An 18,767-nucleotide genomic window follows, 5' to 3' on the forward strand; every position below is an offset into this window, starting at 1 on the left:
GGCCGCCCTCCATTCGTCATCAGCGCAACTGGCTGTCCTTGCTGCCCCGGCGATTGATGCCGGTGAAGGTGGGGCGCTTATCGCGTTCGCTTTGACAGGCGACACAGGTTCTTACGCCGGGTATGGCCGTGCGGCGTTTCGCGGGGATTTCGTCGCCGCACACCTCGCAGTCGGTGCTACCCTCGCCGGAAGGCAGACGCGATCGGGCGGCGAAAACCGCGTCCATGATCGTTGCATCAATCTGGTCCTGCACCGCACTATCGGGTGCCCATCCATTTGCCATCGCCGCAAGCTCCTCGATTTTGACCTTGGGGGTCAGATAGTCGGGGGCGCATGGGCCAAGCACGCGACTATCCAGCACAGCACCCGAATATAGGGTACTCCCTGCCAGTATCAAGGAGTGCGCAAATTTAGCTCAGGACGGATTTATGGGGTTCCAGTGGAGCGGGTAGATCTTCTTCGCCAAGCAGCGACAACATATCCCGCTCGATTGTCCGCTTCATCGCATAAAGCGGCAGACAGTTGGGCTCGACGCCGAACGGGTCTTCCAGCTCGTGTCCCAGCGCGTCGAGGCCGAAAAAGGTATAGGCGGTAAGGAGCACCGGCAGGAGCGTCCACCAGTCGAGTGATCCTGCGAGCGCGAAGGGAAGCATCACGCAAAAGATAATTGCGGTGCGATGAAGCAGCAGAGAATATGCGAACGGCACGGGCGTCGTGGATATCCGCTCGCAAGCGCCCTGAACCTTGCCGAAGGATCGCATGTCTTCTGCCACGACGGCATAGTGAATCGGCGTAATGACGCCAGTCTGCTTCAGGTGGAGCAGCCTACGCCCCATACGATCGAGCACGAGGTTGGTGACGTTCGGGCTCTTTGTCGCCGGGCCGATTTCGACCCACGGCGCAATAGCGGCGATTTCGTCCTCGCCGCGAAGGCGTGCGGTGAGGCCGCAGGCAAAGCCACATATGCTGTGGAGCAACGCTCGCCGATCCTCGTCAGGGAGAAGCGATGTCTCGCGCGCGAACGAACGGGCCGAGATAATCAGCTCGCCCCATAGCTGCCGCCCCTCCCACCATCGCGCATAGCAGGCATTGTTGCGAAAGCTCATGAAGATCGAGAGCGCGATGCCGATCAGGGTGAAAGGGATCGTCGAGATACGCGCGAAAATGCCGGGATGGGCTTGGGCGGCCAGGATGGCGATCACACTGACGATCGCTATCGCCGCCAGCCTCCGCGCGATGCGCGGCAAGATCGAGCCATGCACGGTGAAAATGATATCTTGGAAGCTCGGTTGCGATCGAACGATCATGGTCCGTGGAATGTCCTTCGCCTGTTTGCCGGCATTTCCCTCGGCAGCTCGTCGAAACGAGCTGCCGTCAGGGTTTGAGGATGAGGCGAATGACCTGCGCGACAGCCCCCAGCGCCAAAACGCTGGCCGCCCAGATTAAGACCATCCAGGCGAGCCGTCGACCGAGCGGTTTTTGCTCATCCATCAGTGATAGCCGTGGGCGCCGACCTTACCGCGGAACACCCAATAGGCCCACGCGGTATAGCCGAGAATGATCGGAATGATGATGGCCGCACCCGCCAGCATGAAGAGCTGGCTTTGCGGGGGAGCGGCTGCATCCCAGATCGTGACGGCGCGGGGAACGACATAGGGATAGATGCTGATCCCCAGCCCAACGAAACCGAGAAAGAACAGGCCAAGCGCCATAATGAAGGGCAGACGCTCCGCGCCGCGCTTCAGACTCCAGAAGAAGGTTGCAGCGCAGATTGCCACCAGCAGAGGAACCTGCGCGGTGAGAAGCACGCCGGGCATCGCAAACCAGCGTCGCCAATAGTCATAGGTCAGGAACGGCGTCGCCGCACTGACGGCGAAAAGCGCGAGTAGCGTCGCACCGCCGAGCCAAAATGCCAGTCGACGGGCGCGTTCCTGGCCCGGCCCTTCGGTTTTCCAGACCAGCCAGGCCGCGCCGAGAAGCGCATATCCGATTACGACTGCCGCGCCGGTCAAGAGGCTGAACGCGCTCAGCCAATCCAGCCATCCCCCGGCATAGGCATCGGCCTCGACCCGCACGCCTTGCAGGATCGCGCCCAGCGTGATCCCCTGCGAGAACGCCGCGAGAACGGACCCAAAGCTGAAGGCGACATCCCAGAAGGGACGATGGCGTGGATCTCGCCAACGAAACTCGAATGCCACCCCGCGGAACACGAGACCGAGCAACATCGCGATGATGAGCGGGTAGGTCGCGGGAAGGATGATGGCGTAGGCAAGGGGAAAGGCCGCGAAGAGACCGCCTCCGCCCAGCACCAGCCATGTTTCGTTGCCATCCCAGACCGGCGCGATCGAGTTCATCGCCTGATCGCGCTCCCCTCCGACCGAAAGGCTCGGGAAGAGGATGCCGATCCCCAGATCGAACCCGTCCATCACGACATAGGCGAAGACAGCAAAACCGATGATACCGGCCCAGATTATGGTGAGATCGAGGTGCTCCATGTTCATGCCTCCCGTCCGGTCGATGCCACGACGCCGCTCGCCGGCGTAATGCCCGCCGCGCGTTGCGGCACCTTGGACGGTTCCGGCTCACCGGCTGCGGGCGGCTTTGCCATCATCCGGAGCAGATAATAGGTGCCGGCCCCGAAGGCGCCGAAATAGACGAGGATGAAAGCGACGAGGGACGCCGCGACGGCGGGTGCGGCCAAGGGGGAATGGGACTCTGCGGTTCGCAGCAGGCCGTAAACGGTGAAGGGCTGTCGCCCAACCTCCGTCGTGACCCATCCTGCTATGACCGCGACGAAACCTGACGGACCAAGCGCGACAGCGGCGCGGTGAAGCCAGTGCCAGTCATAGAGCTTGCCGCGCCAGCGGGCGAGCAGGCTCCAAAGTCCCAGCCCCAGCATGGCGAGGCCCATCGCCACCATGATCCGAAACGACCAGAAGACGATCGGCGTGGGCGGCCAGCGATCGCGCGGGAAGTCGTTGAGGCCGGGGAGGGGCGCTTTGGGATCGTGCTTGAGGATAAGCGATCCCAGATAGGGGATTTCGACCTTGCCGTGGACCACCGCATCCTTGTTGCTCGGGAGGCCGAAAAGGATGAGCGAAGCGCCGTCGGGGCTGGCCTCATAATGACCTTCCATCGCGAGAACCTTCGCCGGCTGATGCTCCAGCGTGTTGAGGCCGTGCTGATCGCCCGCGAGAATCTGGATCGGAGCGACGAGCGCCGCCATCCACATCGCCATCGAGAACATCTTGCGCGCGCCGGGATTCGCGCGGTCGCGCAGAAGGTGCCATCCCCCGACCGCACCGACGACCATCGCCGTCGTCAGATAGGCCCCGATGACCGTGTGAACGAGGCGGTATGGAAAGCTCGCGTTGAAGATGATCGGAAGCCACGAACCTGCGGGCACGAACTGGCCCTTGGCATTGATCGCATAGCCTGCCGGCGTCTGCATCCAGCTATTCACGGAAATGATCCAGGTCGCCGAGATGAGCGTCCCGACGGCGACCATGCAGGTCGCGAAAAAGTGCGGCCCTTTGCCCACCTTGTTGATTCCGAACAGCATGACACCGAGGAAGCCCGCCTCAAGGAAGAACGCGGTGAGAACCTCATAGGCCATCAACGGGCCGATGACGGGGCCGGCTTTGGCCGAGAAGACCGACCAGTTCGTCCCAAACTGATAGGACATGACCACGCCCGAGACCACGCCCATGCCGAAGGCTACGGCGAAGATCTTGAGCCAATAGCGGTAGAGGTTGGCGTAAACGCCGCTCCCCGTTTTCAGCCACAACCCTTCAAGCACCATCAGGTAGCTTGCCGTGCCGATGGAGAAGGCCGGAAAAATGAAGTGGAAGGAGACCGTGAACGCGAATTGCGCGCGCGCCAGGATTACCGGATCGAGATTCGCAAGCACCAGATTTTCTCCCTGACTTTCGGCCTCCTCAACTGCGACCAGCGTTGTGGTGCTGCGGCGCGTGCTCGGCGAAAGGTGGAACAGCCTTGCGCACTTTAATATCATACTCCCCACCAGTATCAAGGGGGCAGGGAACCATAGATCAGCTCCTGATGTTTGGAGGGGGAAAGCGGGCCGTTGCAGCTATGAATCGGCAGAGGCCGTCGACGAGCCGCGACCCTTAATTCACAAGCGGCTTGAAACTCCCCCCCTGTATAGTATGTAGTGGTGATCTTTCAGGAAAGCGCGATGCCACATTCACCAGAGGACAAGAAGCGGGCCATCACACGCCTTCGCCGTATCAAAGGGCAGGCGGAAGCGCTGGAAAGGGCGATCGAGGCAGGTACGGACTGCGCACCCCTGCTCCAACAGATCGTGGCAATGCGGGGAGCGACCAACGGATTGATGGCGGAGGTGATGGAGAGCCATCTTAAAGAGACGTTCGGACCCTCAAGCAAGGCGATTGGGGGGCAGGACGGTGACTCTTACGATAATGACATGGAGGGGGTCATGAAGATATTGAGAACATATCTCAAATGAGCGCGGCCAAGATCATCCCGTATAGGTAATTATCTGGATATCTGATGCGTATGTATCGGTAATGTGGTGGTAATAATGAAGATACGACCAATCTTCGCTTGGTACGATTTGTGGGTTGGCGTTTTCATAGATCGTCCGAAGAGGCGGATATATATTTTTCCGGTTCCGTGTCTTGGATTGATGATTCAGCTTCAACACGCCGCCGCATCCTGACCGATCTATCTTCCAAGGGTCTCAGTGCAGGATTGCCGCCGCCATGCCCGAGCGAGTCGAGCGCAATTGCGAATTGTCGCTGCGCCGGATGCCGCAGGCAGATGGGATAGCATATGATCGTCAAGAATTTCGAATATCTCATAGCGCTCGATCGCGAGGGTCACTTCGGGCGGGCCGCCAAGAGCTGCAACGTGTCGCAGCCGACGCTTTCGGCGGGGATCAAGCAGCTAGAGGAAGATCTGGGCGTCGAGATCGTGCGGCATGGCCGGCGATATGACGGTCTCACATTGGAAGGCGGGACAGTGCTCGCCTGGGCCAAGAAGATCGAACGGGACTGTGACGGGCTGGAGAGTGACCTGTCGGCCCTCAAGCGAGGGCTGGAGGGCCTGTTCCGCTTGGGCATGGTATCAGGCACTTCGGCTGTCGGCGCGATCGTCAGCGCCGCTCTTGCGGATCAAATCCCCTTGCTGGGGCAAACCGTGACGGCGAGTGGCACTGCTTCGCTGTTGAGATCCTTGCTGGATCACGAAATGGACATGGCGCTGACCTATCTCGGCGAGGTTCCGAAGGACGAGTTCGAGACCCATCATCTCTACCGGGAACATACGACCCTGTTCCAGATGAGCAAAGAGCCGCAGCCCAAGCGAGTCGCGTGGGATCATGTCGTGAGCCTGCCGCTTTGCATTCTGGCAGGCGCGCTCCCCAGCGAGGCACAGTTGCAGCTCGCGCACTGCTCGGCCGCGACGATCAACACGGACACGATCGACATTCTGGCGGCGCATCTGGCCACAGGGCGTTACGCGGCAGTCTTGCCCCAATCGCTTGCGACCCGCCTCGCCCACATTCCAAACCTTCAGGCTTCAGCACTGACGGGTGCGGGCGCGCACGCAGATGTTGGATTCGTCAGCGTCAAGGGGGAGGCAAAGTCGCCGCCCTCGGCAGCCCTTCTTGAGCTGGTCCACACTCCCAAAGTCGTGTCTCCTTTGCAGGAAATCCTTGCATTGCATCGCCAATTTCAGCCTCGAAAGGGCTGAACCGGCAATGTTGCGGTGCGAAAAACGCTCATAGGAATTTCCTATCTCAAGATAGAAACTTCGAGTTTGCTGTCACATGCAGCCAAAGCCATTCTGCATGGACGATAATGAAGAGGTCTGGATCGCCAAAGGCGTATTGTGTTGATTTAATTCAGCGCAGCTCCTTTGGCGCGTCCGGTAGAAACTTCAACATTATTGAGGGGTGGCGGACGAGAGCTAGGAGATAATTCGATGGCTACCGGAAACAGGATCGTCACATTCGAGAAGCCGATGGAGATGAAGGTCAACACCTTCAAATTCCCGGAGCTGATTACGCCGCAGGGCAAGAAAGCCCCCCACGGCGCCATTCTCAAGATCGTCACCACCAACATCTGCGGCAGCGACCTTCACATCTACCGCGGTTCGTTCGAAGTCCCCAAGGGGATGACGATGGGCCACGAGATGACCGGCGAGGTGATCGAGGTCGGCTCCGACGTCGAATATATCAAGGTCGGCGATATCGTGTCCGTTCCCTTCAACGTCGGCTGCGGACGCTGCTACAACTGCAAGCACATGCGCTCGGACGTGTGCGAGCACACCAACCCCGAAGTCGATTGCGGCGCCTACGGCTTCAACCTGGGCGGATGGACCGGCGGTCAGGGGGATTACCTGTTCGTGCCCTATGCAGACTTCAATCTGCTGGCCTTCCCCGACAAGGACGCGGCCATGGCGAAGATCCGTGATCTGACGCTGCTTTCGGACGTGCTGCCGACCGCGTTCCACGGGTTCGCCGCGCCCGACTGGCCGGCGCAGCCTGCGTATATCGTCGGCGAGAACGTGCTGATCTTCGGCGCGGGGCCTGTCGGTCGCGCGGGCGCAGCCTGCGCGAAGCTCCTCGGTGCCGGCGCCATCATCGTCGCCGACTTCATTCAGGAGCGGCTCGATCTGCTCAAGCCGCACGGCGTCGAGACCATCAACCTGTCGGACGGCATTCCGATCGAGGATCATCTGGAACGGATCACCGGCAAGCGCGAGGCCGATCGCGTCATCGACTATGTGGGCCTCGACTGTCGCGGGTTCGGGGCGGAGTCCGACCAGATCGTCGAGAACGCCGTCACCAACGCGCTGCTGAAATATGTCCGCTTCGGTGGGATGACCAGCACGGTCGGCGTTTACTGCCCCAATCCGATCTCCAAGAATAGGGACAACAAGAAGGGCAGCATGGAAGTCGATTGGGCCAGTGGCTGGATCAAGTCGCCGCGGATGTCGGCAGGCCAGTCGCCGACGGCGAATTACAACCACGCCCTCATGCGGGCGATCCTGAACGATCGGATGCCCTATCTGACCCCGATGATGAACACGAAGATCATCAAGCTGGAGGATGCGCCGGCGGCCTACAAGGAGTTCGATGACGGATCGGCGTTCAAGTACGTCATCGATCCGCACGGCTCCGTAGCGGCCTGATCTTCTTCTAACCCGGAATATCCCCCGGTCATGACCGGGGGATATTCTGAGTCGTAGGGGGCGGACTGCTTTCCGCACGAACACCCCCTTCCGGCTTGTCGATCTAACTCCCCCCCGGATCGGCAAGCCGCCCCTTTCCGGAAACGCAGCATCAACGATCGCGCTGCGCTTTCCCAAGCCATGACGTCCTGTCAGGCGCCTCCATCCCTCAGTCGATATCCCTCTTGCATACTGGCTAGGAGTATATTAGACATACTCCCGCCAGTATGTGTTTGTCCGAGAGTCGCGCTTCGCCGGGCTTCACAACCGGCGGTCCGATTCAACCAACGAGGGAAATCAAAATGAAATCTCGCGCCGCCGTAGCCTTCGAGGCAGGCAAGCCGCTCGAAATCGTCGAGATCGATGTCGCACCGCCCCAGAAAGGCGAAGTGCTCATCAAGGTCACGCATACCGGGGTATGCCACACCGACGCTTTCACGCTGTCCGGCAACGATCCGGAGGGCATTTTCCCGGTCGTTCTCGGTCACGAGGGCGCGGGCATCGTCGTCGAGGTCGGCGAGGGCGTCACCAGCGTCAAGCCGGGCGATCACGTCATTCCGCTCTACACCGCCGAGTGCGGCAAGTGCGAGTTCTGTCTGTCCGGCAAGACCAACCTGTGCGTCGCGGTCCGCGAAACGCAGGGCAAGGGCCTGATGCCTGATGGCACCACGCGCTTCTCCTACAACGGCCAGCCCCTCTATCACTACATGGGCTGCTCGACGTTCAGCGAATACACCGTCGTCGCCGAAGTCTCGCTCGCCAAGATCAACCCGGAAGCGAACCCCGAGCATGTCTGCCTTCTGGGCTGCGGCGTCACCACCGGCATCGGCGCGGTCCACAACACCGCCAAGGTGCAGCCGGGTGACTCGGTTGCCGTGTTCGGTCTGGGCGGCATCGGTCTCGCCGCGATCCAGGGCGCGCGTCAGGCCAAGGCAGGCCGCATCATCGCGATCGACACCAACCCGACGAAGTTCGAGCTGGCACGTCAGTTCGGCGCGACCGACTGCATCAACCCCAAGGACTATGACAAGCCGATCCAGCAAGTGCTGATCGAGATGACCGGATGGGGCATCGACCACACGTTCGAGTGCATCGGCAACGTCCATGTCATGCGGGCCGCGCTGGAATCCGCGCATCGTGGCTGGGGCCAGTCGATCGTCATCGGCGTTGCCGGCGCGGGCCAGGAAATCTCCACCCGTCCGTTCCAGCTCGTCACGGGCCGCGTCTGGAAGGGGTCGGCCTTTGGCGGCGTCAAGGGGCGCACCCAGCTTCCCGGCATGGTCGAGGACGCCATGAAGGGCGAGATCGATCTGGCGCCCTTCGTCACCCACACCATGGGTCTCGATGAGATCAACGAGGCGTTCGACCTGATGCACGAAGGCAAGTCGATCCGCACCGTGATCCACTACTGATCCGACAGATTACGCCGTTTAGTTTCAAACACTAACCTCAAGGAAGAATATCATGGCTGACCCCGTTATCTCCGGCAACGGCGTGTTCTCGCACGTCTTCATCGGCGCTGCCGACGTCGAGCAGTCGTCGGCGTTCTATGACGCCGCTCTGGGCGCCCTGGGCGTCAAGAACCTCGGCCCCTTCGGCAATGGCTGGGTGCTGTACGGTCGCGACAAGCCCGCCTTCATCATTGCCCGTCCCGGCAATGGCGAAGCGCCCTCCAGCAACGGCGTGACGGTTGGCTTTGCCGCCGCGACGCCCGCCGAAGTGGACGCTTTCCACGCGGCCGGCCTCGCGGCCGGTGGCACCGACGAGGGCCAGCCCGGCCCGCGTGGCCATCTGCCGGGTGCCTATGCGGCCTATCTGCGTGATCCGGCGGGCAACAAGGTCTGCTCGTACACCTTCATCTGAAGCCGGAAGGTGAGGGCGATACCCGCAACCCTATGACTGGCTGTCGCCGGCGCTGAAACAGGCGCCGGCGCTTCCCCCCGCACAACAGCCAGCAAAAGGGCTCCTATCGCCACACCGTCCACCAACCGTCGAAGCAAGGAAACAAAAATGGAACGTGTCGAACATCACGCCAGCTTCGGCGGTTGGCAGGACGTCTATCAGCATGACTCGATCAGCCTCGGTTGTCCGATGAAGGTCGGCGTCTATCTGCCTCCCCAGGTGAAGGACGGTCGCGTGCCGGTGCTGTATTGGCTGTCCGGCCTGACCTGCACCGAGCAGAATTTCATCACCAAGGCTGTCGCGCAGCGTTTCGCGGCCGAGCACGGGATCATCCTCGTCGTGCCGGACACCAGCCCGCGAGGCGAAGGCGTGGCCGACGATCCCGGCTATGATCTGGGGCAGGGCGCCGGCTTCTACGTCAACGCGACGCAGGAACCTTGGGCCGCACACTACCGCATGTACGATTATGTCGTCGAGGAATTGCCGGCGCTGATCGAAGCCACATTCCCGGCCGATGATCGCCGGGCTATCGCGGGCCATTCCATGGGCGGGCATGGCGCCCTTGTTGCCGCCCTGCGCAACCCCGGACGCTATCGCAGCGTATCGGCCTTCTCGCCGATCGTAGCGCCGAGCCAGGTGCCTTGGGGCGAGCGTGCCTTCACGGCCTATCTGGGTGACGATCGCGAGGCGTGGAAGCAATATGACGCCATCGAACTTATCAAGGCCGCCCGCGAGCGTCTGCCGTTGCTCGTCCATCAGGGTCTGGATGACGAGTTTGTCGAGCGCGAGCTGCGCCCCGACTTGCTGGAGGCGGCGTGCAAGGCTGCCGAGCACCCGCTGACGCTCCATCGGCTGCCTGGATACGACCACAGCTATTATTTCATCGCGAGTTTCATCGGCGAACATATCGCCCACCATGCCGCGGCGTTGTCCCAATGACCGGGCCGTCACCTTCAACCATGCGCGAAATCGCGCCCAGCCATGAGCCGGCTCACGGCCGCCATCGCGTGGTGGTCGTGGGGGCGGGCTTCGGCGGCCTTGAAACCGTGCAGCGGCTCGCCGGGAGCGGCGTGGACATCACGCTCGTCGATCGCCGCAACCACCATCTCTTTCAGCCGCTGCTCTATCAGGTGGCGGGCGCCTCGCTGTCGCCATCGGAGATCGCATGGCCGATCCGTTCGCTCTTCGCCAAGCGGAAGGACGTGCGGACCCTGCTCGGCGAGGTTGAAGGTGTCGATACAGGCGGTCGGCGCGTCATTCTGGAGGACGGCTCGACGGTTGCCTATGACACGCTCGTCATCGCGACGGGCGCGCGGCACTCCTATTTCGGCCACGATCAATGGGAACCGTTTGCTCCCGGCCTGAAATCGCTGGAGGATGCAACCACCATTCGCCGGCGCCTTCTGGTCGCCTTCGAGGAAGCCGAGCGTGAGACGGACCCCGCGCGCCGTGCCGCTTTGCAGACCTTCGTCATCATCGGTGGTGGCCCGACCGGCGTGGAGCTGGCCGGCACGATCGCGGAGCTTGCCCGCCTGACGCTGGTGCGGGATTTCCGGTCGATCGACCCGCGTGCGACCCGCGTCGTGCTGATCGAAGCCGGGCAACGGCTCTTGCAGGCTTTCCCGGAAGACCTCTCCGCCTATACCCGGCAGGCGCTCGAAAAGCTCGGCGTCGAAATCAAGCTCGGCACGCCGGTCACGGAATGCTCCGCCGATGGCGTCGTCGTGGATGGGAAGCAGATTCCCGCCGAAACGATCCTGTGGGCAGCAGGCGTCCAGGCATCGCCCGCCGCGCATTGGCTGAACGCTGAAGCCGATCGCGCTGGCCGCGTGATTGTCGGACCGGACCTGACGGTGCCGGGTCATCGCGACATTTTCGTGATCGGCGACACCGCGGCCTCGAACGGGTTCGATGGCAAGCCTGTCCCCGGTCTTGCGCCGGCTGCGAAGCAGGCGGGTCAATATGTCGCCCGGCTTATCCGCCAGCGCCTGAAGGGGCAGAACGAGGTCGCGCCCTTCCATTACCGGCATCAGGGCAATTTGGCGACTATAGGCCGCAGCCTTGCCGTCGTCGACATGGGTCGGTTTAAGTTGCGCGGGGCCCTGGCGTGGTGGATGTGGAAGCTCATCCACATTTATTTCCTGATCGGGGCGCAGAACCGGCTTAGTGTGGCACTAAGCTGGCTGTGGACCCATGGCATAGGATATCGTGGCTCTCGGCTGATTACTTATGGCGATCTAGATCATCGCGACGTGGGGGAGAAGGATGACAAGGGGGGAAAGCCGATTGAGTGAAGCGGGCAGCGCTCCGAATGGCGGTTCGACTGTCTATGGTATGCCGACCTATGAAAATAGGCGGGTTGCCATCGACGAGGTACATGCGCGCCCATATCTCCTGATCGAGTCACCGCGCGCCCTGGTGCAGCTCGCCTTCATGAATGAAGGCAATCTGGCCAAGGATAAGGCGACGCTCGCGGAAATATCGAGCCGAATGGGCGCGTCGCTGCCCGATCAGAACTCCCCCCTTCATGGCCTGACCTGGGATCAGGGCAAATTGCATTGTGAGAAGCATACGGAGTTTTCGACCTACCTGTGGAGCGCGCCTGTTGATCCCGACACCGGGGATCTGGCGGGCGAAGACCCGTTCAAGCACGGCTTCACCCCGCCTGGGCCGGTCATTTGCGGCATCCGGTTGGACGTGGTGGCGTGGACGGAAGAGACCGCGACCTACATTGACCGCTTCGATCCGATCAGCCGCTGCCATTCGCTCGTCGAGGACGGCATGGCGGATATCGTTACCGATTTCCGTCAGGATGCAGATGGGCTGACCCGCATCCTCATCCTCGATCGCGGCCTGACGCCGATCCGGCTTGGCGCGCTGGCGCAGCGGCTCCTTGAAATCGAGACCTATCGGACGTTGGCCCTGCTCGGTATTCCCCTGACCCAATCGCTGGGTCCGCATCTACGCAATATAGAAAAGCGCCTCGCCGCGATCACGGATGAGATGCGCAAGTCGGCTCGGCGCAACAGCGAGGCGCTGCTTTCCAGATTGACGGATCTCTCGGCCGAGCTGGAGGCGGACACGGCGTCCAGCCTCTACCGCTTCGGCGCGAGCCGCGCTTATTACGAGATCGTCGAGGAACGGCTTGCCGCACTCGGCGAAACCTTCGTCCCCGGCTGCTATCGCTGGCGCAGCTTCCTGCATCGCAGGATCGCCCCCGCCATGCGGACCTGTCGCGTGATCGAGGAGCGGCAGGCCAATCTCTCGGACAAGCTGGCGCGCGCGACCACCTTGCTGCGATCCTGGATCGATGTGCAGCTCGAACGCCAGAATAGCGACCTGCTCGCCTCGATGAACAACCGGGCGAAGCTGCAATTGCAGCTTCAGCAGACGGTGGAGGGCCTGTCTGTCGCCGCAATCTCCTATTATGTGATCGGCCTGCTCTCCTATTTCATCAAGGGCATACCGGGCATTCACGACGCAGTGGCGCCTGAGCTGGTGATCGCAGCTTTGGTTCCCCTTGTCCTCCTTGGTGTCTGGTGGACCGTTCGGCGGATCAGGCACGCACACAAGGACCATGGACAGCCGCCCGCGAAGGGGCAGATGTGACCCGACAATCGTTTTTGGGCACGCTTGAGGCGTTCATGGCCTGGCCCTGGCAGGAGGATATCTGATGTCGACTGGCATATTCATTTTGCACTCCGACTATACCCCGGCGGGCGATCAGCCCGAAGCGATCGCGCGGCTCATATCCGGCATCGAGGAGGGGGCGCACCATCAGACCCTCAAGGGCATCACGGGGTCGGGCAAGACGTTCACGATGGCCAACGTGATCCATCGCCTGAAGCGTCCCACGCTGATCCTGGCCCCCAACAAGACGCTAACGTCGCAGCTCTATGACGAAATGCGGCGATTTTTCCCTGAAAACGCCGTGGAGTATTTCGTCTCCTACTACGACTATTTCCAGCCAGAGGTGTATTTGCCGGGCCGCGATGAGTTCATTCCGAAAGATTCCTCGATCAACGAGCATCTGGAACGGTTGCGCCTTTCGACGACAAAATCCCTGATTGAGCGCCGCGATACGATCGTCGTTGCCTCGGTATCGTCGATCTATGGCATGGGCGATCCCGACAATTATCGCGCGCTCCAGGTTCCGCTGACCGAGGGCGCGCGGTTGGGACAGGAAGAGCTTCTTCGCGGCCTGGCGCGTCTGCAATATGATCGGGCCGAGCACAAGCTGAAGCGCGGCACCTATCGCGCTGATGGCGACGCTGTTGAGGTTTACCCGGCGGATTCGGAATATAAGGCCCTGCGGGTCGGATTGGCGAACGGCCTGATCGCGTCCCTCCAGTGGTTCGATGCGGCGACCGGAAGGCAGCTAGAGAGCACCGATCACTATCTCGTATCGCCCAAGACCGTTCTGGCGGCGACCGCCGATCAGGCCCGCAAGGCCGCAACGGCGATCCTCGCAGAGATGGAGACGCAGGTCGAGCGGCTGACCAGCGAAAATCGCCTGACGGAAGCGGCGCGCCTCTATGATCGCATCACCAACGATGCCGAGATGTTGCGCGAGGTCGGATATTGCTCGGGCATGGAAAATTACGCCTGCTATCTGAGCGGCCGTGACCCAGCGCTCCCGCCCATAACCCTGCTCGACTATCTGCCCAAGGATGGGCTGCTGTTCGTCGACGAATCGCATGTGATGATCCCGCAGATCTCGGCGATGTTCCGGGGCGACCAGGCCCGCAAGGATACGCTGATCGATTATGGCTTCCGCCTGCCATCCTCGAAGGACAGCCACCCCTTGAGCTTCCACGAGTTCGAACAGGTCAAGCCGCAGACGATCTTCGTGTCCGCCACCCCCGGCGCCTATGAGGTAAGGGCCTCGCAAGGCAGGGTGGTCGAACAGATCGTTCGGCCGACCGGCCTGCTCGATCCGAAAGTGGAAATCCGCCCGTCCCAAGGCGCGCGGGATGATTTGCTACGCGAGATCGCGCAGCGCACGAAGCGCGATGAGCGCGTGCTGGTCACGACGCTGACCAAGGTCGCGACCGAGGAGCTGCACGCATTCCTCGAAAGCCAGGGCGTGCGCGCGCGCTACATGCACTCTGACGTCAAGGTCGAGGATCGGGTCGCGATCATCGAGGGCCTGCGCGCGGGCGAGTTCGACGTGCTGATCGGTATCAGCCTGCTACGCGAAGGGCTCGATATCCCCGAAGCGTCGCTGATCGCGATCTTCGATGCGGACCGCGCGGGCTTCCTGCGCTCGGCCCAGGCGCTGATCCAGATGATCGGCCGCGTCGCGCGCAACGTGAACGGCACCGCAGTTCTCTACGCCGATACCGTGACGCCGGCGATGAGGGCCGCGATCGACGAGACCGAGAGTCGGCGACAGCGCCAGATCGCCTTCAACGAAGAGAACGATGTCACCCCGCTCTCGTCGGTTCGCGGCCTGGCGTCGGCGCAGCCCGACCGGGAAGAGCCGTCGGTCCATTCGGAGGCTTTCTGCGAAAATCTGTACGAGCTGTGCGACCGGATCACCGCGAAGGAACAGGCGCTGCTGACGGCAGTAGATAACGATGACGAGGATCGGGCGGAGACGATCCGGGGCGAGTTGGACGGCCTGTACCGTCAGTTCATCTATCTGTGATGCGCCGAGTGAAAGTGACCGTATGAGCAAGGATCAGGAGCCTCAAACCACCCCCGGCAAGGAACGCGCGCCGCGCTCCGGCTTCGTTCAGGTACGCGGCGCGCGGCAGAACAATCTCAAGAATGTCGACGTGGACGTGCCGCGCGACGCCTTCGTGGTGTTCACCGGCATATCCGGATCGGGCAAATCGAGCCTCGCTTTCGGCACCCTCTATGCCGAGGCACAGCGCCGCTATCTGGAATCGGTCGCGCCCTACGCCCGCCGCCTGATCGATCAGGCCGGTGTGCCGGAGGTTGACGCTATCGACGGGTTGCCTCCCGCAGTCGCGTTGCAGCAGCAGCGCGGCTCGGCCAATGCGCGGTCCTCGGTTGGGAGCGTGACGACGCTCTCCAGCCTGGTACGGATGCTCTACTCGCGCGTCGGCGAATATCCGCGCAATCAGCCCATGCTCTATGCGGAGGACTTCTCGCCAAACACAGTCGCGGGCGCCTGCCCGACCTGCCACGGCATCGGGCGCGTCTATGACGCGACCGAAGAGACGATGGTGCCCGACGACACGCTGACGATCCGGGAACGCGCCATCGCCGCATGGCCGCCCGCGTGGCACGGCCAGAACCTGCGCGATATCCTCGTCTCGCTCGGCTATGATGTCGACACCCCATGGCGGGATCTTCCGAAGAAGGATCGCGACTGGATACTCTTCACCGACGAGACGCCGACGGTGCCGGTCTATGCGGGTCTGACGCCCGAGCAGACGCGCGTCGCCCTCAAGCGCCGCATGGAGCCGAGCTATCAGGGCACCTTCACCGGCGCCCGTCGCTATGTGCTGGAGACGTTCGCCAACACCAAAAGCGCGCTGATGAAGAAGCGCGTCTCGCAATATATCATAGGCCGCGATTGCCCGACCTGCGACGGCAAGCGGCTGAAGCGCGAGGCTCTGTCGGTGAAGTTCGCGGGCCTCGACATCGCCGAGTTTGGCGACCTGACGGTGCTGAAGCTCCGGGACTTGCTCACGCCTGTCGCGCATGGCGAGTATGGGGGCGCCGCGGCGGCCCCGAAGGGCCATGTTCTTGGCAAGGCGGCCCGCGATGCGGCAGTTGAACGCAGGGTCGCGGCGGGAGGCTCGGCGCACAAGGCAGCGCCCGACGTGCGCCGCACGCCCAACCTCTCCGATGAGAAGCGGGTCGCCGCGCAGCGTCTCGCATCCGAGCTGCTCGAACGGCTCGGCCCGCTGATCGATCTTGGCCTTGGCTACATCTCGCTCGACCGAAGCACGCCGACGCTTTCCTCCGGCGAGCTGCAACGCCTGCGCCTTGCCACTCAATTGTCCTCGCAGCTTTTCGGCGTGGTCTATGTGCTGGACGAGCCCTCGGCGGGGCTGCACCCGGCAGACGGCGAAGCTTTGCTCACCATCCTTGAGCGGCTGAAAGCGGCGGGCAACTCGCTGTTCGTCGTCGAGCATGATCTTGACGTGATCCGCCATGCCGAATGGCTGGTCGATGTAGGGCCAGGAGCAGGCGAAAAGGGCGGTGAAGTGCTCTACAGCGGGCCGATCGCGGGACTGGCCGACGTCGAGGCGTCGATCACGCGCCGCTATCTGTTCGCAGAGCCCGTCGCCCATGACCGGACCCCGCGCGAAGCAAAGGCTTGGCTCCGTCTAGAGGGGGTGACGCGCAACAACCTGCGCGGCCTCGACGTCGAGCTTCCGATCGGTTGCTTCACCGCTGTCACCGGGGTTTCGGGATCGGGCAAGTCCAGTCTGGTCAGCCAGGCGCTGCCGGAGCTTGTCGCGGAACAGCTCGGCGGCTCGCCGGCTGCCGAGGAAGAGGATGCCGATCCGCTGCTTGATGTTGCGCAGGAAGAGACCGAAGGCCGCATCGTTGCGGGCATGGAGCATGTGCGCAGACTGGTGCGGGTCGATCAGAAGCCGATCGGCCGCACCCCACGCTCGAACCTCTCCACCTACAGCGGCCTGTTCGATCATGTGCGCAAGATCTTTGCCGGCACTCCGTTGGCCAAGAAGCGCCGTTACAGCCCCGGCCGCTTCTCGTTCAACGTCGCCGAAGGCCGCTGCCCGGTATGTGAGGGCGAGGGGTTCGTGATGGTGGAGCTGCTGTTCCTGCCAAGCGTCTATGCGCCGTGCTCGACCTGCCACGGCAGCCGCTACAACCCGCAAACGCTCGAAGTCGAATGGAACGGCCGCAACATCGCCCAGGTGCTGGAGCTGACGGTGGACGAGGCGTGCGACTTCTTCGCGGGTGAGGCGTCCGTCATGCGCTCGCTGGATGTGCTGCGGGAGATCGGCCTTGGATATCTGAGGCTCGGGCAGCCGGCGACGGAACTGTCGGGCGGCGAGGCGCAGCGCATCAAGCTTGCGACCGAGCTGCAACGCGCCCAGCGCGGCAACACCATCTACATCCTCGACGAGCCTACTTCGGGGCTTCACCCGTCCGACGCGGACCGGCTGATGCGGCACCTGCAGGGCCTTGTCGACGTGGGCAATACGGTTGTTGTCGTCGAGCATGACATGCGCGCCATCGCACAGGTGGATTGGGTCATCGATCTCGGACCGGGAGCCGGGGAGGAAGGTGGCCTAATCATCGCCAGCGGCGTCCCTAGCGACGTTGCAGAGGCGGAAGGCAGTCTGACCGCGCCCTATCTCAAGGCGGCGCTTTAGCCGCCTCTTGGGTGTGTGCCATAACGATGGGCCGGGTCCGGCCATAGGAGACGAGCTTGCCTTCCACTGTCGCTCAGGATGTTACCGCACGTTCCCAGGCCGTCGATGCCCGGCTCACTCGTGCAGCCATCTTCCTCGTGGTGTCGATGGGCGCGGGTGCAAAGCCCGAGATGGCGGTGCGAAATCTCTGCGCAATCCTTTCCTCGCTGGTGCGTGGCGTCGGCTTTAGGGCAGCGGATGGAGGGCTTTCCTGCATCATGGGGATCGGCTCCGATGCCTGGGACCGACTGTTCGGGGCACCGCGGCCGAAGGAGCTGCATCCGTTCCGGGAAATTCATGGCGTCCATCATGCGCCTTCGACACCCGGCGACCTGCTGTTCCACATTCGCGCCGCACGGCAGGACCTGTGCTTCGAGATGGCCGCGCAGATCGTGAAGCGCCTCGCCGGCGTCGCCTCGGTCACGGACGAGGTGCATGGCTTCCGCTACTTCGATGATCGCGACTTACTGGGCTTCGTCGATGGGACGGAAAACCCCGTCGAGCAGGGGGCGAGAGATGCCACGGTGATCGGGGCGGCGGACGATCCGGTCTTCGCTGGCGGCAGCTATGTGATCGTCCAGAAATACCTCCATGACCTCGACAAGTGGAACGCGATTCCCGTCGAGCAACAGGAGAAGATCGTCGGGCGCGAGAAACTGTCGGACATCGAGCTGGACGAGGCAGCGAAGCCGAGCTTCGCGCACAACGTCCTCACCAACATCGAGGAGGACGGCGAGCAACTCCAGATCCTGCGCGACAACATGCCGTTCGGCGATGTCGGCAAGGGGGAGTTCGGCACCTATTTCATCGGTTACGCCCGCTCACCCACGCGGATCGAGCGGATGCTCGACAATATGTTCATCGGCCTGCCGCCCGGCAACTACGATCGCCTGCTCGATGTCAGCCGGGCCGTGACCGGCTCGCTCTATTTCGTGCCGTCGGCCGACTTTCTGGACGCCGTGACGCCGGGGCCGCCTGCGGCCGATGGCGACGATAGCAATGGCGATGAAGCGGTGGCTGCGCCGGCACCCACGGCTCCGACCCCGGAGGCTCCAACGGCATTGGACGGATCGCTCCGCATTGGATCACTCAAAGACGAGGCCGGACATGAATAACCTCCATCGCGAACTCGCCCCGATCTCAGACGCCGCCTGGGCACAGATCGAACAAGAGGCGACCCGAACCCTCAAGCGCTATCTGGCCGCGCGCCGCGTCGTGGACGTGCCGGACCCGAAGGGGGCTACGCTCGCGGCCGTGGGCACGGGCCACACCAAGCCGATC

The 18,767-nt window shown here is 62.6% G+C and carries 16 protein-coding genes and 1 pseudogene; 12 read left to right on the top strand and 5 right to left on the bottom strand.

The genetic code is table 11. The features are described 5' to 3' along the window. Window positions 1–19 precede the first annotated feature (19 nt). The 5 genes from ACP7A3_RS19435 to ACP7A3_RS19455 form a co-directional block, all read right to left on the bottom strand. Window positions 20–283: a DksA/TraR family C4-type zinc finger protein gene (locus tag ACP7A3_RS19435; protein WP_024310576.1), complete on the bottom strand. Its 264-nt coding sequence runs from the start codon at window positions 281–283 to the stop codon at window positions 20–22. Window positions 284–410: 127 nt separating this feature from the next. Next, on the bottom strand, window positions 411–1,307 hold the full coding sequence (locus ACP7A3_RS19440) for a bestrophin family protein (protein ID WP_062126538.1): 897 nt from the start codon (window positions 1,305–1,307) through the stop codon (window positions 411–413). A 67-nt stretch (window positions 1,308–1,374) separates the two neighbouring features. Then, complete coding sequence (locus ACP7A3_RS19445; RefSeq protein WP_082824896.1) at window positions 1,375–1,491, bottom strand: DUF2474 domain-containing protein; 117 nt, start codon at window positions 1,489–1,491, stop codon at window positions 1,375–1,377. Further along, entirely contained in the window at window positions 1,491–2,495 is a 1,005-nt protein-coding gene (gene cydB / locus ACP7A3_RS19450) for a cytochrome d ubiquinol oxidase subunit II (RefSeq protein ID WP_062126541.1), read from the bottom strand. Before cydB ends, ACP7A3_RS19445 begins: the two co-directional genes overlap by 1 nt. 2 nt (window positions 2,496–2,497) lie before the next feature. Next, entirely contained in the window at window positions 2,498–3,910 is a 1,413-nt protein-coding gene (locus tag ACP7A3_RS19455; RefSeq protein ID WP_062126544.1) for a cytochrome ubiquinol oxidase subunit I, read from the bottom strand. A gap of 267 nt (window positions 3,911–4,177) precedes the next feature. Between ACP7A3_RS19455 and ACP7A3_RS19460 the strand changes: the two genes are divergently transcribed. The 12 genes and pseudogenes from ACP7A3_RS19460 to ACP7A3_RS19515 all read left to right on the top strand — a co-directional run. Further along, window positions 4,178–4,489 carry a metal/formaldehyde-sensitive transcriptional repressor gene (locus ACP7A3_RS19460; RefSeq protein WP_425331928.1) on the top strand — a complete coding sequence of 104 codons (312 nt, stop codon included), beginning with the start codon at window positions 4,178–4,180 and terminating at the stop codon, window positions 4,487–4,489. 326 nt (window positions 4,490–4,815) lie between these two features. Further along, complete coding sequence (locus tag ACP7A3_RS19465) at window positions 4,816–5,736, top strand: LysR family transcriptional regulator (RefSeq protein WP_062126550.1); 921 nt, start codon at window positions 4,816–4,818, stop codon at window positions 5,734–5,736. Between the two features lie 231 nt (window positions 5,737–5,967). After that, the gene (locus tag ACP7A3_RS19470; protein ID WP_020486678.1) at window positions 5,968–7,179 is read left to right on the top strand and encodes a glutathione-independent formaldehyde dehydrogenase; all 1,212 of its coding nucleotides are present in this window, start codon (window positions 5,968–5,970) and stop codon (window positions 7,177–7,179) included. A 341-nt stretch (window positions 7,180–7,520) separates the two neighbouring features. Next, window positions 7,521–8,630, top strand: coding sequence for an S-(hydroxymethyl)glutathione dehydrogenase/class III alcohol dehydrogenase (locus ACP7A3_RS19475; RefSeq protein ID WP_017980840.1), 1,110 nt, complete (start codon window positions 7,521–7,523; stop codon window positions 8,628–8,630). 52 nt (window positions 8,631–8,682) lie between these two features. Further along, complete coding sequence (locus tag ACP7A3_RS19480; RefSeq protein ID WP_062126553.1) at window positions 8,683–9,081, top strand: VOC family protein; 399 nt, start codon at window positions 8,683–8,685, stop codon at window positions 9,079–9,081. A gap of 147 nt (window positions 9,082–9,228) precedes the next feature. Further along, window positions 9,229–10,059, top strand: a complete 831-nt coding sequence (gene fghA / locus ACP7A3_RS19485) for an S-formylglutathione hydrolase (RefSeq protein ID WP_062126555.1) — start codon at window positions 9,229–9,231, stop codon at window positions 10,057–10,059. A 20-nt stretch (window positions 10,060–10,079) separates the two neighbouring features. Further along, window positions 10,080–11,414 (top strand): NAD(P)/FAD-dependent oxidoreductase, encoded by a 1,335-nt coding sequence (locus tag ACP7A3_RS19490; RefSeq protein WP_062126557.1) that lies wholly within the window; start codon window positions 10,080–10,082, stop codon window positions 11,412–11,414. Further along, window positions 11,407–12,729 carry a DUF3422 family protein gene (locus ACP7A3_RS19495; RefSeq protein ID WP_241215472.1) on the top strand — a complete coding sequence of 441 codons (1,323 nt, stop codon included), beginning with the start codon at window positions 11,407–11,409 and terminating at the stop codon, window positions 12,727–12,729. The genes ACP7A3_RS19490 and ACP7A3_RS19495 overlap by 8 nt, the downstream gene beginning before the upstream one ends. Window positions 12,730–12,793: 64 nt before the next feature. Next, window positions 12,794–14,770: an excinuclease ABC subunit UvrB gene (gene uvrB, locus ACP7A3_RS19500; protein ID WP_062126562.1), complete on the top strand. Its 1,977-nt coding sequence runs from the start codon at window positions 12,794–12,796 to the stop codon at window positions 14,768–14,770. A gap of 22 nt (window positions 14,771–14,792) precedes the next feature. Then, entirely contained in the window at window positions 14,793–17,447 is a 2,655-nt protein-coding gene (locus ACP7A3_RS19505) for an excinuclease ABC subunit UvrA (protein WP_126014096.1), read from the top strand. A gap of 56 nt (window positions 17,448–17,503) precedes the next feature. After that, the gene (locus ACP7A3_RS19510) at window positions 17,504–18,601 is read left to right on the top strand and encodes a Dyp-type peroxidase (RefSeq protein ID WP_082824898.1); all 1,098 of its coding nucleotides are present in this window, start codon (window positions 17,504–17,506) and stop codon (window positions 18,599–18,601) included. Then, window positions 18,594–18,737, top strand: a pseudogene (locus tag ACP7A3_RS19515) (encapsulin); the annotation flags it as partial. The gene ACP7A3_RS19510 and the pseudogene ACP7A3_RS19515, both read left to right, overlap by 8 nt. Window positions 18,738–18,767 lie beyond the last annotated feature (30 nt).

The sequence above is a fragment of the Sphingomonas sp. DC5200-1 genome (assembly GCF_049897245.1).
Lineage (GTDB): Bacteria > Pseudomonadota > Alphaproteobacteria > Sphingomonadales > Sphingomonadaceae > Sphingomonas > Sphingomonas aquatilis.

Coding starts and splice junctions, on each gene's coding strand:
- ACP7A3_RS19490 (WP_062126557.1), top strand. CDS start 10,080: ATGCGCGAAATCGCGCCCAGCCATGAGCCGGCTCACGGCCGCCATCGC.
- ACP7A3_RS19480 (WP_062126553.1), top strand. CDS start 8,683: ATGGCTGACCCCGTTATCTCCGGCAACGGCGTGTTCTCGCACGTCTTC.
- ACP7A3_RS19435 (WP_024310576.1), bottom strand. CDS start 283: ATGGCAAATGGATGGGCACCCGATAGTGCGGTGCAGGACCAGATTGAT.
- ACP7A3_RS19440 (WP_062126538.1), bottom strand. CDS start 1,307: ATGATCGTTCGATCGCAACCGAGCTTCCAAGATATCATTTTCACCGTG.
- ACP7A3_RS19470 (WP_020486678.1), top strand. CDS start 5,968: ATGGCTACCGGAAACAGGATCGTCACATTCGAGAAGCCGATGGAGATG.
- ACP7A3_RS19505 (WP_126014096.1), top strand. CDS start 14,793: ATGAGCAAGGATCAGGAGCCTCAAACCACCCCCGGCAAGGAACGCGCG.
- ACP7A3_RS19475 (WP_017980840.1), top strand. CDS start 7,521: ATGAAATCTCGCGCCGCCGTAGCCTTCGAGGCAGGCAAGCCGCTCGAA.
- uvrB (WP_062126562.1), top strand. CDS start 12,794: ATGTCGACTGGCATATTCATTTTGCACTCCGACTATACCCCGGCGGGC.
- cydB (WP_062126541.1), bottom strand. CDS start 2,495: ATGGAGCACCTCGATCTCACCATAATCTGGGCCGGTATCATCGGTTTT.
- ACP7A3_RS19445 (WP_082824896.1), bottom strand. CDS start 1,491: ATGGATGAGCAAAAACCGCTCGGTCGACGGCTCGCCTGGATGGTCTTA.
- fghA (WP_062126555.1), top strand. CDS start 9,229: ATGGAACGTGTCGAACATCACGCCAGCTTCGGCGGTTGGCAGGACGTC.
- ACP7A3_RS19465 (WP_062126550.1), top strand. CDS start 4,816: ATGATCGTCAAGAATTTCGAATATCTCATAGCGCTCGATCGCGAGGGT.